Source organism: Tractidigestivibacter montrealensis (assembly GCF_024741235.1).
In the GTDB taxonomy this organism is placed as follows: domain Bacteria; phylum Actinomycetota; class Coriobacteriia; order Coriobacteriales; family Atopobiaceae; genus Tractidigestivibacter; species Tractidigestivibacter montrealensis.
In genome coordinates this window covers 532,477-545,922 of sequence record NZ_JANSKA010000001.1, presented here as the reverse complement: position 1 = coordinate 545,922, position 13,446 = coordinate 532,477, and the positions used below count along the sequence as shown (strand labels likewise).

The following is a 13,446-nucleotide window of genomic DNA, read 5'->3' as shown; positions in this document are numbered from 1 at the left end:
CGTCTACCTTCGTCGGTATGATCCTAACTAGCTCACCACAACGGTGCCAAAACCCAACGACCTCGCAAGCTCCTCCATGGCGCCCATGCGCTCGTCAGTAGGGGAGGGCGCCCCCTCCATCTCCCCACGAACGCCAAAGTGGCGAAAGCGCATGAGCCTCAGCCTCGTGGAGGCCACCTTCTCCCCAAGCACCCCGGCTGCCCCACGCACCGCCACTTCGGGGTCGTTGCGGCCCACGGTCACAATGACGCGCAGCTCAGCAAGCTTATCCTGCTCCGCAAGAAAGGCGAGGTTCTTGCGGACTGCCTTTCCGCCTGTCCCCGTGAGCGAGACAAACCACGAATCATCCCAACACTTGAGGTCGAGCATCACGCCATCAGAGAGCGCAAGAAGGTCCTGATGCCCGGCAAAGTCTACCGTTCCGTTGGAGTCGATGAGACAACCAAGACCTACGCCTCGGCACAGCCCAAAGAGCTCGGAGAGAAACTCCGGATAGAGCATGCACTCGCCACCCGAGCAGGTGACCCCCCTAATGAAGGGCATGTACGACTTCACGCGCTCAAAGACCTGCTCCGCGTCGAGGTAGAGGATGCGGGGCGACGAGTGGTTGGGGCACACGTGGATGCACGTGTCGCACTTCACGCATGCGTCCTGGTCCCACTCGACGGCGCCACACACCATCTTGAGGGCTCCCGCCGGGCACGATCTCACGCAGGCGCCGCAGCCAACGCAGAGCCGCTGGGTCTCTGGGTTGTGGCAATACGCGCAGTGGATGTTGCAACCCTGGACAAAGATCGAGCAGCGCGATCCAGGGCCGTCCACCAGCGAAAACGGGATGATGTTGTTAATCGGTACATGAACGGACACCGCAGCGCTCCCTACAGACGAACCTTGCGGTCGGCAAGGTCGTTTGCCCGCCAGTTGCCCTCGCCGTCATGCGAGGTATCGGCGAGCACTGCCTCGCCACGGGCGAACTTCTCCATCTCCGAGCGCTTCACCAGGAAGCCCGTAATGCGAACCAAGTCCCCGTTGGACGAGTAGAACGAGAGGTACTTGTCGTCGATGGCAAAGGCGCCCTTCACAACGTCGAGAACGGCGTCGGGGTTGGACTTGGCCGTGGGCTCAACGGGGAAGATGTCGGAGACGCCGGCGTTGAAGAAGCGATGCATGCGGGCACTGTGACGAATGTGGTCGTAGAAGACCTCGGGCTCGTCGCCAACCTTGATGCGGACGCCCGGAGTCACGCCCGGCATGTCGGAGAAGCCAGCCTGCGCATGCAGCGTGAAGCGGTTGCCGGAGACCTCCGAGTACACGGCTGGGAACCCCAGGACCTGCTTGTAGACCTGGCACATGATGCGGTCGGCAAGGTCGTTGGCCTCGTCGTCAGTTCCGTAGGCGCGGCCGTCGTGAAGGCCAAGCAGCTTGGCCACGCATTCACTCATGCCGGCTACGCCAAACATCGCGCAGAAGCGGTCACGGCTGATGAGGCCCTCCTTGGCGAGGAACGAGGTCTCGAAGAAGTTCGACGTCTCGACAAGGAACTTGATGCGGGAGTTCATGTACTCGAGAAGCGCGCCCGTGGCAGACGGGAGGATGTTGTCCATGAAGTCATCTACGCTCGACGCCATGTCAGCAAGGCGCGGGAACAGCAGGCGGTCGAGGCAGTAGGCGCCGCCGCCCATGGGCAGCACGTTGTAGCAGCTTACCACCGTGTAGTCTCCGGGATAGGTCTCGCGGTGGATGCGATCGTTGGCAAAGGCGGGGTTGGCGCAGGTGAGCGTGGCCTTCACGGCGAGACGGGCAAAGTCGTCGGGCGTGACTGCCGGATCGTACTTCAGCGTGAAGTTGGGCACAGCGTTGGCAAGCTCCTGCTCAACCTCCATGAGCAGCCGGCCGGCACGCGTCTCCTCGGGACCAATGTTGGCGTGGCAGTAACCGCTTGCAACGGTGCGGTCAATGTAGTTGAGGAAGCGACGTAGGCGCGCCTTTACCTCCTCGTCGCTATAGCCGTCGAGGTAGGGGTCGAGCATGCGGTCAAGCTGGCCCACGTAGACGGGGCGGCTGGTGACCGAAGGCACGTTGTCGTAGACCATCGCGAGGTTCCAGAGCGCGTCATCCAGGGACTCCGCCGGCCTAAGGCGCAAGAACTCGCTCCCCTGGGCGAGGAACTTGCCGTAGTCCGGGCAGATGTAGCGCGGGCGGTAGGGCGCGTTGCCCTCGCACATGTAGTCAATGCCGCCGTGCTCGAAGAAGTAGTCTGCCTCCTTTGGCCGCTCGATGGGGTCGACGCTGTTCTCGGCTGCCTGCGCCAGGTGCAGAAGCTTCTGCTTGTACGTGAGGTTGCTTGCCGTGCAGATGTCGTAGAACTCCTTGGTGTTGTCGATGGTCTTCATGAACGAGCACTCCCCTCTCTTCCGCGTGAGCTTTGGCCAAGCTCGTCACGGAGCATGTCCTCGAGAAGCTCAAATGCCTCTCGGTCAATCACGATCTTTCTGCCCTCAAGGCGTGCCATCCCGCCATCCGCAAGCGAGGCTATGGAACGGCTCACCGTCTTGGTGCTTACGCCCACGCGTTCTGCCAGCTGTGCGCGCGTTAGCGGCACCACCAGGCATTCCTTCCCGCCCTCGCCATAGAGCTGACAGAGTGCGTAGGCAACGCGCTTCTCGCCAGTCCAGGCAAGCAGGGAGCGCTCGTGGCTCGATTGGCTCGCAAGTCGCTGGACAACCCAGCGCGAGCGAGCAAGCAAGGCGTCGGCGTCGCCGGAAAGCCATGCGAGGTAGTCCTTTCCGGAGGCGCGGATAAGCTCGGCATCTGTGGCCGCCATGAGCGAGCTGTGGTAGAAGGGGCTAGCGCCAATGGCCTCCATCTCACCAAAGGCTGCCGGTGCATGGAACTCGTCTATCACGTAGGTGCCGCCGTCAAGCAGCGGGCTGGTAGAGGCGATGGTGCCGCGCGTGAGGACGTAGACGGAGCCAAAGCGGTCAAGCTCGTGCACAAGCTCGTCGCCCTTGTCTAGTTTGACGAGCGCGCACCTGCTGAGAAGGGCGGCGGGGATTCGGCCTGCCCAAGGGGCGAGCCTGTCGCGAACCTCTGCATCCAAGGTTTCGAGGTAGCCAAGCGTGTCCATGTCCCCTCCTCCCCAAGATTCTTGGGTGCATGCTAAGGCCAAGCGCTCAGCAAGAAAAGGACATTTGTCCACTTTATGAGACGACCATGTCCACTTGTCGGTGGATGGCGTGGGGTCTGTCCCAAGCGGCCGCGCTGGACGCAAGAGCTAGCTTGCCGAGAGAAGCTTTCCTGCCGCACCAGCCTCGTTCATACGCTGCCTTACTGCTTGGGCAGTGAGGTTGGGGTTGACGGTAGAGGCAGACTCCGTGCAGATGGCGGCGACCGCAAGGCCGGCGGCACAGGTTCCCTCCAGGTTCTCACCCTGCAGATACGCCCAGATGATTGCCCCCATCATTGCGTCACCGGATCCCGTGGCGCTCACCACGTTTGCGCTGTAGCTGGGGAGCCGAAGCATCCCGTCTTGTCCCGCGCAGAGAAGCCCGTCGGCTCCAAGTGAAATGAACACCTGGTCAAGCCCGGTATCGAGAAGCTTTTTTGCTGCCAGCTCCAGGCTCTTCTCGTCGTGGATTGCGACTCCCGTGAGAGCTTCGGCCTCAAGGGCATTTGGCTTCATGGCGTGGAAGTGCCCCAGCAGCCCGGAGAGCTTTGCAGCCTTGGTGGTGGAGACGGGGTCGCAGAACAGGGGAGTGCTCACGTGCTCGGCAAGGAAGCGAAGGCTCTCGTGGGAGATGTTGGTGTCGACGAAGCATGCCGCGGCTCGATCGATGAGGTCGAGCCTGCGCTCCAGCACGCTGGGGGTGAGGCTGTCGAGAATCCCCATGTCAGCGATGGCCTGGGAGAGGTCACCGTGCTCGTCCAGGATAAAGACGCAGGTTGAGGTGGTTCCGCCGGGGACGGTCACCGACCCCTCGAGGTCCATGCCCATTCCCATGCACCCCTCGGAGAGCTCCCTGGCGCGCACGTCTTCCCCAAATGCGGTCACCAGCTTGGTGCTGGTTCCCAGTAGCGTGAGGTTGTGCGCAACGTTTCGCGCGGTGCCGCCGGGTGAGACCACGATGGTGCCTGGCGTGACGTCTCGCGGGGTGGGAACCCCGCCCGGCTTGCCAACCACATCCATGTTGGTGGCTCCCACCACAACGACATAGGGGGTGTCGGCAAGCACATATTGCCTGCCGAGAATCGCGCCCTTCTTGGTGAGGTTCGAGATATGGACGGAGACAGACGATCGAGAGATGCCCGCGCGGTCGGCGATCTCCTGCTGGGAAATGGAGGGGTTTGCGCGAATCCACCCAAGGATCTGCTGTTCTCTGTCAGTGAGCATTGCGTTCCCTCTCTCGTGCGTCGCCCTGCATTGCAATTCTAAACAATTATTTATTGTTACTAAGCATTTGCCGCTTGTCGAATTGTTTGTACCGGCTGCCCCACTTATCCGCCGCTTCATGAGCGGTCAAACAATACTAGTCATGTCGGTAGTTTCGACTTGTCATTTGTTGTGGCGTTACGCAGCGGCATCAGAGAGATGCCTGCGGAGGGGGCGACCATGGGCAAGCGCGTGTTTCTTATCGTCTTGGATAGCTTTGGCATCGGCGCCGAGCCAGATGCCGCAGAGTGGGGTGACGAGGGGAGCAACACCTTGTGCGCCTGCGCCACCACGGGTGAGCTCAACATCCCCAACATGACGTCTCTTGGCCTTCTCAACATTGAAGGCGCGCTCGAGTCCCCCTATGACGTGGACCTCAAGCCGGTCGCCTCGCCCACCGGTGCGTTTGCCCGCCTTCGCGAGGCGTCTGCCGGCAAGGACACCACGGTTGGGCACTGGGAGATGGCGGGCGTCATCTCGCCCAAGCGCTTCCCCACGTATCCCAACGGTTTCCCCCAGGAGGTGCTGGACGAGTTTGAGCGCCAGACGGGTCGTGGGGTTCTCTGCAACAAGCCATACTCCGGTACGCAGGTGATCAAGGACTACGGCCGCGAGCAGCTCAAGACTGGCAAGCTCATTGTCTACACCTCGGGCGACAGCGTCTTCCAGATTGCGGCGCACGAGGACATGGTGTCCCCCGAGCAGCTCTACGAGTACTGCCGCATCGCGCGCAAGATCCTCACGGGCGAGCACGGCGTCGCCCGCGTCATCGCGCGCCCCTACACGGGGGACTGGCCAAACTACGTGCGCACCCCGCGCAGGCATGACTTCTCTCTGGAGCCCACGGGCACCACGATGCTCGACGTGCTCAAGGACGCGGGCCAGGACGTGCTCTCCATTGGCAAGATCTACGACATCTTTGCCCACCGCGGGATAACGGACCACGTCTTTACCTCAGGAAACGAGGAGGGCATCGAGCGCACCGTCGAGGCGACCGGCCGTGACTTCACAGGCCTCTGCTACACCAACCTCGTGGACTTCGACATGGTCTACGGCCACCGCAACGACGCGCCCGGCTATGCGCGTGCCCTGAGCTACTTTGATAGCCAGCTCCCGCGCATCGTTGCGGGCCTGCGCGACGATGACCTGCTTATGATTACGGCAGACCACGGCTGCGATCCCGTGACGCCCTCGACTGACCACTCGCGCGAGTACGTCCCATGGATCGCGTGCGGACCGCGCGTGCGCGCCGGCGTCGACCTGGGCACGCGGCCTACTTTCGCGGACGTCTCAGCAACGGTTCTCGACTACCTTGGCTCACCCGCACTTCCCAACGGCACGTCCCACCTCGATCAGATTCTGGAGGCATAGCTATGGCACGAACCCCTACGCCGCACAACGAGGCCGTTGCAGGCCAGATTGCGCCGTTCGTCCTGATGCCGGGCGACCCGCTCCGCGCCCAGCGCCTTGCCGAGGCCTACCTCGAGAACGTCGAGCAGTTCAACGGCGTTCGCAACATGCTGGGCTATACGGGCACCTACCAGGGCAACCCCGTGTCGGTAATGGGCAGCGGCATGGGCATGCCCTCCATTGGCATCTACTCGTACGAGCTCTTCAACTTCTACGGCGTCGAGTCGATCGTGCGCATTGGCACTGCGGGCGGTGTGGCACCAAGCGTGCGCCTGCGCGACATCGTGCTTGGGATGGGTGCCTGCACCGACTCCAACTATGCCCACCAGTTCAACGTTCCGGGCACGCTTGCCCCCATCGCGGACTTTGGTCTCCTGCGCCGTGCGGCTGACGCAGCGGAGCGCCTGGGTTACCCCGCGCGTGTGGGCAACGTTCTCTCGTCGGACGTCTTCTACAACGACGACCGCACTGCGGAGCAGCGCTGGGCCAAGATGGGCGTCCTTGCCGTGGAGATGGAGTCGGCAGCGCTCTACCTCAACGCGATGCGCGCCCGCAAACGCGCGCTCACGATTCTCACCGTGACGGACGTTGTCTCTCGCGGCGAGGCCCTCACGGCAGAGGAGCGTCAGGAGAGCCTTACGCAGATGATGGAGGTCGCGCTGAGCTTGGCGACGCCAGACTTAAATGCATAGGGGCAACACGAGGGAGAGTCTCCCTCTGTAGATAGGAAGTTTGACTCCATGGGGTACCTCGTTCGGGAGAGGACGGGGCGGAGAAAGGGGACAGAAATGCCAGATCAGAGCAGCTTTACTCGGCGTGGCTTCCTGAAGGGCCTTGCTGGCGCATGCGCACTGGGCGCCACCGGAGCACTCGTAGGGTGCGGCGGTTCGTCCAGCGACTCGTCTTCCAGCAGCGACACCTCCAGCAGTACCGCCACGTCCGGGACCACGCACAAGGTTGAGATGGTTACCGATACCGGTGGCGTTAACGACCAGTCGTTCAACCAGATTTCGTGGTCCGGCCTCCAGCGGCTCCAGCAGGAAGAGGGCTGGGATGTCAGCTACCTCGAGTCCAAGCAGGAGTCCGACTACGCTACCAACCTCGACAAGGCAGTTGACGATGACGCAGAGCTCATCTGGGCAATTGGCTTTGCCATGGCAGACGCTGTGGGCAACGCGGCCAAAGCCAACCCCAACGTCCAGTTTGGCATCATCGACAACGCCAACCCCACCGACGCCTCCAATATCACCGGCGTTCAGTTCCGTGCCCAGGAGTCGTCGTTCATCGTTGGCTACATTGCCGCCTGCGTGAGCAAGACCGGCATGGTTGGCAACGTGCTTGGCGTCGAGAGCGACGTCCTGCGCCAGTTCGAGTTTGGCTACAAGGCCGGCGTTGCCTATGCCAACAAGGAGAAGGGCCTCAACGTTCAGTGCGAGTCCCAGTACGCCGAGAGCTTTGGCGATGCCGCCAAGGGCAGCTCCATCACGCAGCGCATGGTTTCCGACGGCTGCGACGTTGTGTTCCAGGCAGCTGGTGGCACCGGCGTTGGCGTCATCAATGCTTGCAAGGATGCCGGCATCTACGCCATTGGTGCCGACATGGACCAGTCCTACCTCGCTGAGGGCACGGTTCTCACCTCCGCCCTCAAGGAGGTCGACGTTGCCATCGTGGACGTCTCCAAGCGCCTTCTCTCCGGCGACCTTAAGGGCGGCTCCAACATCACCCTGGGTCTCTCCGACGGCGCAGTGGGCATCCCCGAGGACTACTCCCTCATGGGAGAGGACGTATACAACGACGCCCTCGCTGTGGAGGAGCTCATCAAGTCCGGCGACATCGTGCCTCCTGCGACCTCGGATGACTACGACAAGTTTGTCGCTAGCCTCTAGACGCGCAGTTGGGGGGTGCCTGGCGTGCGCGTCGGGCACCCCTCTTGGTTTGATTGCTGGGGGGCCATGGCCCCTCGCTTTTATGAGGAGGTGGACTATGGAGGCCAGTCCCGACTATGCCGTGCAGATGCATGGCATCACGAAGACCTTTGGCTCGTTCAAGGCGCTCGATGGCGTTGACCTCGACGTGAAGAAGCAGACGGTCCATGCCATCCTTGGCGAGAACGGTGCGGGCAAGAGCACGCTCATGAACGTGCTCTACGGCCTGTACCAGGCCGACGAGGGCGAGGTGTACCTCGGTGGGCAGAGCGTCCAGATACAGAGCCCGCTCGACGCGATTGCTCACGGGATTGGCATGGTCCACCAGCACTTCATGCTCGTCGAGAACTTCACCGTCACCGAGAACATCATTCTTGGCGACGAGGTCTGCCACTCGATGGGTGTCCTTGACATGGCTCGTGCCAAAAAGGAAGTCGAGAAGATCGTCGACGAGTATGGCTTTGAGGTCGATCCGGACGCGAAGGTCGAGGACATCACCGTTGGCATGCAGCAGCGCGTCGAGATTCTGAAGGCGCTCTACCGTGGTGCGGACACGCTGATTCTCGACGAGCCCACGGCAGTCCTCACGCCGCAGGAGATCACGCAGCTCATCAAGATCATGCATGAGCTTGTCGCCAAGGGTAAGACGATCATCATCATTACCCACAAGCTCAAGGAGATCATGGAGTCCGCCGACGCCTGCACCATCATTCGTCGTGGCAGGTACATGGGCACGGTGGACGTGAGCAAGACCACCGAGGAAGAGCTCGCGTCCAAGATGGTTGGCCGTCATGTGAGCCTTACCGTCGAGAAGGGGCCTGCCAACCCAGGCAAGACGGTTCTCTCGGTCAAGGACCTGCACGTGAAGGACGCCCGTGGAATCGAGCAGGTATGCGGGCTCAACATTGACGTTCGCGCCGGAGAGATCGTGGGCATAGCCGGCATCGAGGGCAACGGCCAGGACGAGTTCGTAGAGGCCATCGATGGCCTTGCGAAGGTGGATTCCGGCACCATCTCCGTGAATGGCGAGGAAATCCAGAACACCGTCCCCAGAAACGTGCTCGACCACAAGGTGGCGACCATCCCTGCGGACCGTCAGCGCTTTGGCCTGGTGCTGCCCTTCACCGTTGCCGAGAATGTCATTCTCGAGAGGCACCAGGAGGAGGCGTTTGGCAAGGGCGCGACACTCGACTATGGAAAGGTCCGCTCCTTTACCAACGGCCTCATCAAGGAGTACGACATCCGCCCCGCCGATTGCGTCGACAGCCTTGCCGGTGGGCTTTCCGGCGGCAACCAGCAGAAGGTCATCATTGCTCGCGAGGTTTCGAGCGAGCCGGATCTTCTCGTTGCCGTGCAGCCTACGCGCGGCCTCGACGTGGGCGCCATCGAGTTTGTCCATAAGGCGCTTATCCGCGAGCGCGATCGCGGCGCGGCAATTTTGCTTATCTCGCTCGAGCTTGACGAGGTCATGGACGTGGCGGACACGATTGCCGTCATCCACCACGGAAAGATCGTGGGCACGTTCAAGCAGGGAACGGTGAGCGAAGAAGAGGTTGGCCTGCTTATGGCTGGGGGTGGCAAGCAGTGAACAACACGGTCATCAAGGTGCTGAGGAAGCCCATCACCTCGGCAATCATAGCCATTCTCATTGGCTTTCTGGTCGCGGCAATCGTTCTTGCCAGCGCAGGATACGATCCGGGTGCCTCGTTTGCAGCGCTCTTCTCGGGCATGGTCGGCCGTCCTCGCTACATAGTCAACGTAATTATCAAGGCCACGCCGCTTCTGTTCTGCGGCATTGCCGTTGCCTTTGCCTTCAAGGTTGGCCTCTTCAACATTGGCGCCGAGGGCCAGTACATCCTGGGTACCGTCGCTGCGACCATCGTGGGCATCACCTGCGACCTCCCCGCCGTTCTCGAGATTCCGCTCGTTGTGCTCTCGGGCACCATTGCGGGCGCGCTGTCTGGCGCCCTCATTGGATGGCTCAAGGCAAAGTTTGGCATCCACGAGGTCATCACCAGCATCATGTTCAACTGGATCAGCCTCTACCTCTGCAACTACGTGGTCTCGCTCGACGTGTTCCACCAGCCCAACACCACGGGGACCTATGCGGTGCACGACTCCGCGTTCACGATGATCCTCCCCAACTGGAAGCTCTCTGACGATGGCCAGGCGGCGTTGGTAAACTTCCCCGTGCTTCGCGACGTCCTTGTGCGCTGTGACGTCAACGTTGGCATCGTTGTTGCCGTGGTGGCGGCTGTATTCATCGGGTGGCTGCTCAAGCGCACCAAGATGGGCTACGAGATGCGCGCCGTTGGCCTCAACAAGGATGCCGCCCGCTTTGCCGGCATCAACGTCGAGAAGAACATCGTGCTCTGCATGGTCATCTCCGGCGCCCTGTGCGGCGTTGCCGGCGCCCTCAACATCACCGGCATCTCGCCGCACGGCATTTCTACGCTCGCCGCGTTCGAGAACAACGGCTTCAACGGCCTCTCGGTGGCGTTCATTGCGGGCTGCTCGCCCGTTGCGTGCATTCCGGCGTCCCTGCTCTTTGCCGGCCTCATTTACGGAGGCCAGACGGTGCAGCAGACCATGGGCGCTCCGTCCGAGATCATCAGCATCATGATTGGCACCATCGTGTTCTGCATGGCCCTGGGTGGCGTGATTCCCATGCTCGCCGAGCACATCCAGCGCTCTCGCGCCGAGCGCGCCGAGCAGGCGTGCAAGCTTGCTGCCGAGGTGGGGGCCACTCCCGCCGCGCCTGCAGGGGAGAGCGGCTCCCAGAAGACCGAGAACGCGGCCGACCCCAAGGCACCGGCGGAGGCGTCTTCGAAGGTCGCCGAACCTACTGACTCTAGCGAGAAGAAGGGGGCTGATGGCGATGCTCGATAATCTTGTGCTCGTCCTCTCCATTACCCTCATGTACTCCACGCCCCTTGTCTTTGGCGCCCTCGGCGGCGTTATCTCCGAGCGCTCCGGCGTCACGAACATCGGCATCGAGGGCATGATGAACGTCGGCGCGTTTGCCGGGGTTGCGGGAAGCTACGTCTCGGGCAACCCCTGGATTGGCCTTCTCTGTGCGGGCTTGGCGGGCGGGCTGGTTGCCCTGCTCCATGCGGTGGCGTCCGTTACCTTCAACGCCGACCAGACCATCTCTGGCGTGGCAATCAACCTGCTGGCCCCCGGCATCGCGCTCTTTGCCTGCCGCCGCACGTTTGATGGCGCGGCAATGTCTTCCGTGGTCAACACGCTGCCCAAGCTCGTTGACACCTCGGGCTTTGGCGACTCTCCGCTCTCGAGCCTCAACCTCGACGTCACGGTGCTTCTCGGCCTTATCGCTGCCGTGGTCATGTGGTTTGTTCTGTACCGGACCAAGTGGGGCCTTCGCGTTCGCTCCGTGGGCGAGCACCCCGAGGCCTCCGAGACCCTGGGCATCAACGTCTATCGCACGCGCTACGTCTGCGTGATTCTCTCTGGCGTGCTCGCGGGCTTTGGTGGCGCGTCCATGACGCTCGCCATCATCTCTCAGTACACCCAGACGGCTATTAGCGGTCAGGGCTTCATTGCCCTTGCGGCAGTGATCTTTGGCAAGTGGACCCCACACGGCGCCTACCTTGCCTGCCTGCTCTTTGGCTTCACGCAGGCGCTTACCGTGATGCTGGGCGGCGGCTCTGTGGTGCCAACGCAGATCCTGGCAATGTTGCCGTACGTGATGACCGTCCTCGTCCTGGTGTTCTTTGTGGGACGCTCCGTTGCGCCAAAGGCAGACGGTGTGCCATACATCAAGGGCAGCAGATAGCAAGCGGCATAAGGAGCCTCTGAAAAGACATGGAACTAACCGACGAGCAGCTCGTGGGAAGGGCACTCGAAGCCCGCGAGCATGCCTATGTGCCCTACTCGCACTTTGCCGTTGGGGCGGCGCTTCTTGCGGAAGACGGCACCGTCTACCAGGGATGCAACATCGAGAACGCGGCATACACGCCAAGCAACTGCGCCGAGCGCACGGCCTTCTTCAAGGCGGTCTACGAGGGGCAGCGGCACTTCTCGGCTATTGCCGTTGTGGGAGGCCCGGAGGGGCAACCCGTCTCGGATTGGTGCACACCGTGCGGCGTGTGTCGCCAGGTGATGCGCGAGTTCTGTGACCCGGACTCGTTTATAATCATCGTTGCCCGCTCCCCGGAGGAGCGCCGCTCGCTTCTGCTGCGTGACCTTCTCCCCGAGGGCTTTGGGCCGGAGGACCTGGGGCACCATCGGGCTGACGAGGCGGGAGGCGGCGCCGCGTGAGGATGTACGACATCATCGAGAGCAAGCGAGACGGCCACGAGCTTACCGACGAGCAGATTGACTTCTTCGTTAATGGCTACGTGGCGGGTGACATTCCGGATTACCAGGCCTCCGCGCTCTGCATGGCTATCTTCTACGAGGGCATGACCGACCGCGAGATCGTGCGTCTCACCCTTGATATGGCGCACTCAGGTGACGTGGTGGACCTCTCGCCCATTCCCGGCGTCAAGGTGGACAAGCACTCCACCGGCGGCGTGGGAGACAAGACCACCCTGGTGGTGGCACCTGTCGTGGCGTCGCTTGGCGTGCGCGTTGCCAAGATGAGCGGACGTGGTCTAGGGCACACCGGCGGTACGCTTGATAAGCTAGAGTCCATTCCCGGTCTTACCACCTCTATTGACGAGCAGCGCTTCTTTTCCATTGTGGGCGAGATTGGATGCGCCGTTGCCGGCCAGACCGGAAACCTGGTGCCCGCAGACAAGAAGCTCTATGCGCTGCGAGACGTGACGGCTACGGTTGACTCGCTGCCGCTCATTGCCTCCAGCGTTATGAGCAAGAAGATTGCCGCTGGGTCTGACAAGATCCTTCTCGACGTGAAGTGTGGCAGCGGCGCGTTCATGAAGACCGTTGACGATGCCGTCGCGTTGGCGCAGGAGATGGTCCGCATTGGCGAGGGCGTTGGTCGCACGACGGCGGCACTCATCACGAACATGGACCGTCCGCTTGGCTGTTGCGTGGGCAATGCCCTTGAGGTGGGGGAGGCCGCCCGGACCCTCATGGGCGAAGGGCCGCAGGACCTTAGGGACATCTGCGTGGAGCTTGCGGCAAACATGCTCGAGCTTGCGGACAAGGGCGACATTGTCGCCTGCCGCTCGATGGCCCGTGCGCAGATAGAGAACGGTGCGGGTCTGGAGAAGCTCGCCCAGATGGTTGCCGCCCAAGGCGGGGATGCGTCCTACGTGCGCGACCCCAGCCGCTTTGGCTCTGATGCCTGCATGCGTGACGTGCGTTCCGGGCGCGACGGCTGGGTGCGCCACATGAACACCGAACGCGTGGGCATTGCCTCGGTGGCACTTGGCGCCGGGCGGGCGCGCAAGGAAGACTCCATCGACCCGCTCGCCGGAATAATCCTTCAGAAGAAAGCCGGCGACAAGGTGACGAAGGGCGAGGTTCTCGCAACGCTTCACGCGTCGAGCGAGGCGCAGCTCGACGAGGGGGAGCAGATTCTTCGCGACGCCTACGAGATTGGTGACGAGCAGCCTCAGCCTGAGCCTCTCGTCTATGCGCGCGTAACCCGCAACGGCGTGGAGCGGCTCGCCTAGGCGGGGGCTAAGAGCGTCCGCACAAGCGTGCCCCGCAAGTCCGGCTCTCTCGCCGTGGCTGCGGGGCACGTTCATTGGC

12 protein-coding genes are annotated in these 13,446 nt (G+C 62.3%); 8 read left to right on the top strand and 4 right to left on the bottom strand.

Going from position 1 to position 13,446, the window contains the following annotated elements:
* Positions 1–27: 27 nt before the first annotated feature.
* The 4 genes from NVS32_RS02410 to NVS32_RS02395 form a co-directional block, all read right to left on the bottom strand.
* Positions 28–867 (bottom strand): YjjW family glycine radical enzyme activase, encoded by an 840-nt coding sequence (locus NVS32_RS02410; RefSeq protein WP_258498501.1) that lies wholly within the window; start codon positions 865–867, stop codon positions 28–30.
* Between the two features lie 11 nt (positions 868–878).
* Positions 879–2,393 carry a YjjI family glycine radical enzyme gene (locus NVS32_RS02405; RefSeq protein WP_258498500.1) on the bottom strand — a complete coding sequence of 505 codons (1,515 nt, stop codon included), beginning with the start codon at positions 2,391–2,393 and terminating at the stop codon, positions 879–881.
* Positions 2,390–3,127, bottom strand: coding sequence for a Crp/Fnr family transcriptional regulator (locus NVS32_RS02400; protein WP_118343495.1), 738 nt, complete (start codon positions 3,125–3,127; stop codon positions 2,390–2,392). Before NVS32_RS02400 ends, NVS32_RS02405 begins: the two co-directional genes overlap by 4 nt.
* A gap of 147 nt (positions 3,128–3,274) precedes the next feature.
* Positions 3,275–4,390, bottom strand: a complete 1,116-nt coding sequence (locus NVS32_RS02395) for a PfkB family carbohydrate kinase (protein ID WP_118343496.1) — start codon at positions 4,388–4,390, stop codon at positions 3,275–3,277.
* Positions 4,391–4,609: 219 nt separating this feature from the next.
* Here NVS32_RS02395 and NVS32_RS02390 point away from each other — a divergent pair, with 219 nt between their 5' ends.
* The 8 genes from NVS32_RS02390 (at position 4,610) to NVS32_RS02355 (ending at position 13,367) form a co-directional block, all read left to right on the top strand.
* Entirely contained in the window at positions 4,610–5,800 is a 1,191-nt protein-coding gene (locus NVS32_RS02390) for a phosphopentomutase (RefSeq protein WP_258498499.1), read from the top strand.
* 2 nt (positions 5,801–5,802) lie between these two features.
* Positions 5,803–6,531 carry a purine-nucleoside phosphorylase gene (gene deoD, locus NVS32_RS02385; protein WP_258498498.1) on the top strand — a complete coding sequence of 243 codons (729 nt, stop codon included), beginning with the start codon at positions 5,803–5,805 and terminating at the stop codon, positions 6,529–6,531.
* Positions 6,532–6,627: 96 nt separating this feature from the next.
* On the top strand, positions 6,628–7,725 hold the full coding sequence (locus NVS32_RS02380) for a BMP family ABC transporter substrate-binding protein (RefSeq protein ID WP_258498497.1): 1,098 nt from the start codon (positions 6,628–6,630) through the stop codon (positions 7,723–7,725).
* Between the two features lie 97 nt (positions 7,726–7,822).
* Complete coding sequence (locus tag NVS32_RS02375; protein WP_303646451.1) at positions 7,823–9,352, top strand: ABC transporter ATP-binding protein; 1,530 nt, start codon at positions 7,823–7,825, stop codon at positions 9,350–9,352.
* Positions 9,349–10,653, top strand: coding sequence for an ABC transporter permease (locus NVS32_RS02370; protein ID WP_258498496.1), 1,305 nt, complete (start codon positions 9,349–9,351; stop codon positions 10,651–10,653). Before NVS32_RS02375 ends, NVS32_RS02370 begins: the two co-directional genes overlap by 4 nt.
* Positions 10,643–11,560 (top strand): ABC transporter permease, encoded by a 918-nt coding sequence (locus NVS32_RS02365; protein ID WP_258498626.1) that lies wholly within the window; start codon positions 10,643–10,645, stop codon positions 11,558–11,560. The genes NVS32_RS02370 and NVS32_RS02365 overlap by 11 nt, the downstream gene beginning before the upstream one ends.
* A 29-nt stretch (positions 11,561–11,589) precedes the next feature.
* Positions 11,590–12,045 carry a cytidine deaminase gene (locus NVS32_RS02360; RefSeq protein ID WP_258498495.1) on the top strand — a complete coding sequence of 152 codons (456 nt, stop codon included), beginning with the start codon at positions 11,590–11,592 and terminating at the stop codon, positions 12,043–12,045.
* The gene (locus tag NVS32_RS02355; RefSeq protein ID WP_258498494.1) at positions 12,042–13,367 is read left to right on the top strand and encodes a pyrimidine-nucleoside phosphorylase; all 1,326 of its coding nucleotides are present in this window, start codon (positions 12,042–12,044) and stop codon (positions 13,365–13,367) included. Before NVS32_RS02360 ends, NVS32_RS02355 begins: the two co-directional genes overlap by 4 nt.
* The last annotated feature ends 79 nt before the right edge of the window (positions 13,368–13,446 follow it).

Coding starts and splice junctions, on each gene's coding strand:
- deoD (WP_258498498.1), top strand. CDS start 5,803: ATGGCACGAACCCCTACGCCGCACAACGAGGCCGTTGCAGGCCAGATT.
- NVS32_RS02405 (WP_258498500.1), bottom strand. CDS start 2,393: ATGAAGACCATCGACAACACCAAGGAGTTCTACGACATCTGCACGGCA.
- NVS32_RS02395 (WP_118343496.1), bottom strand. CDS start 4,390: ATGCTCACTGACAGAGAACAGCAGATCCTTGGGTGGATTCGCGCAAAC.
- NVS32_RS02400 (WP_118343495.1), bottom strand. CDS start 3,127: ATGGACACGCTTGGCTACCTCGAAACCTTGGATGCAGAGGTTCGCGAC.
- NVS32_RS02380 (WP_258498497.1), top strand. CDS start 6,628: ATGCCAGATCAGAGCAGCTTTACTCGGCGTGGCTTCCTGAAGGGCCTT.
- NVS32_RS02365 (WP_258498626.1), top strand. CDS start 10,643: ATGCTCGATAATCTTGTGCTCGTCCTCTCCATTACCCTCATGTACTCC.
- NVS32_RS02360 (WP_258498495.1), top strand. CDS start 11,590: ATGGAACTAACCGACGAGCAGCTCGTGGGAAGGGCACTCGAAGCCCGC.
- NVS32_RS02390 (WP_258498499.1), top strand. CDS start 4,610: ATGGGCAAGCGCGTGTTTCTTATCGTCTTGGATAGCTTTGGCATCGGC.
- NVS32_RS02375 (WP_303646451.1), top strand. CDS start 7,823: ATGGAGGCCAGTCCCGACTATGCCGTGCAGATGCATGGCATCACGAAG.